This window comes from uncultured Amaricoccus sp. (assembly GCF_937858865.1).
GTDB lineage: Bacteria > Pseudomonadota > Alphaproteobacteria > Rhodobacterales > Rhodobacteraceae > Amaricoccus.
In genome coordinates this window covers 1-1206 of the sequence record NZ_CALLYO010000546.1, presented here as the reverse complement: position 1 = coordinate 1206, position 1206 = coordinate 1, and the positions used below count along the sequence as shown (strand labels likewise).

Genomic DNA, 1206 nt, shown 5'->3' with positions numbered 1-1206 from the left:
GGTCTGCATACCCTGTTCGCGCGAGCGCTTCATCAATTCCTTGATCTCGTGCTCAAGTGCCTGCACGCGATGGATCTCCCGCAAAGTAGTTGGCCAGATGTTCCGTGAGCCGCCGGGCTGCCAGCGCCCGATCGCCGCTTCGAGCGCGGCGCAGGCGCGGGCCACGGCGCGGGCGGTGGCGGCAAGCCGCTCGGGGCCGATGCCGAGGCCGGCGAGGGTGGGGAGCGCGAGGCGGGCGCGCACGCGGTCGAAGCGGGCGTCCGCGTTCGTCGGATCCTCGGCCCAGGCGACGCCCTCGGCGGCCAGCCAGGCGCGCAGCGCGGCGCGGCGGATACCGAGGAGCGGACGGAGCCAGAGGATGCCGAGGGCGAGCGTCTCCGGGCGCATGGCGCTGAGGCCGTCGACGCCCGAGCCGCGGGCGAGGCGCATCACCACCGTCTCGGCCTGGTCGTCGAGGGTATGGCCGAGGGCGACGGCGGCGATGCCGCTCGCCTCCGCCCAGCCGGCGATGAGGCTACGGCGGGCCTCGCGCGCCGCCTGCTGCAGGTTGCCGCGCGGGTCGCGGTCCTCCCAGCGCAGCACCGAGTGCGGGATGCCGCGCGCGGCGCAGAGGGCGGCGACGCTGGCCGCTTCGCCGACGCTCTCCGGGCGCAGGCCGTGGTCGACCGTCACCGCGGCGAGGTCGCGCCCAGCGGCGTGGAGGAGGAGGAGCAGCGCCACGGAATCACCGCCGCCGGAGACAGCGACGCCGAGGCGGCCATCGGGCAGCGGGGGGAGCGCGATCACTCGCAGCCGAGCGTCTGCTTCTGGGCGGCGACGTCGGCCGAGACCTCGGAGAAGGGATAGCGCTCGTCGATCTGGCCCAGCGTCAGGCAGGCCATCGGCCGGTTGTTGTCCTGCGACAGGCTCATCGCCAGGCGATAGAGCGCCTTCGGCGCCATCGGCCCCTGCGGGTCGCCATTGAAGATGTCGAGATAGCTGCGCCCTGCCGCCTTGTACTGGCCGAGCGACTCGAGCGCCTGGCCGCGGCGGAACTGGGCGTCGGCGGTCAGCGGCCCGTCAGGATAGGTCTGCACGAACTGGCCGAAGAGATCGGCCGCCTTCTGGTTGTCGCCGGCATTCGCCGCGGCGAGCGCGGCGTCGAAGTCCGCCTGCTCGGCCACGGCGAGCGAGCCGCCGCCGGGCGAGGCCGCGGCCGGGGAAACC

General features: G+C 74.2%; 2 protein-coding genes. Both read right to left on the bottom strand.

Annotated elements, in window-relative coordinates; all coding sequences use genetic code 11:
- Positions 1-786 (bottom strand): tRNA lysidine(34) synthetase TilS (gene tilS, locus Q0112_RS16095; RefSeq protein WP_297976994.1); only part of this gene is annotated, 786 nt, incomplete at its 3' end.
- The coding region (gene ybgF, locus Q0112_RS16090) for a tol-pal system protein YbgF (RefSeq protein ID WP_297976993.1) at positions 783-1206 on the bottom strand (424 nt) is incomplete at its 5' end. The genes ybgF and tilS, both read right to left, overlap by 4 nt.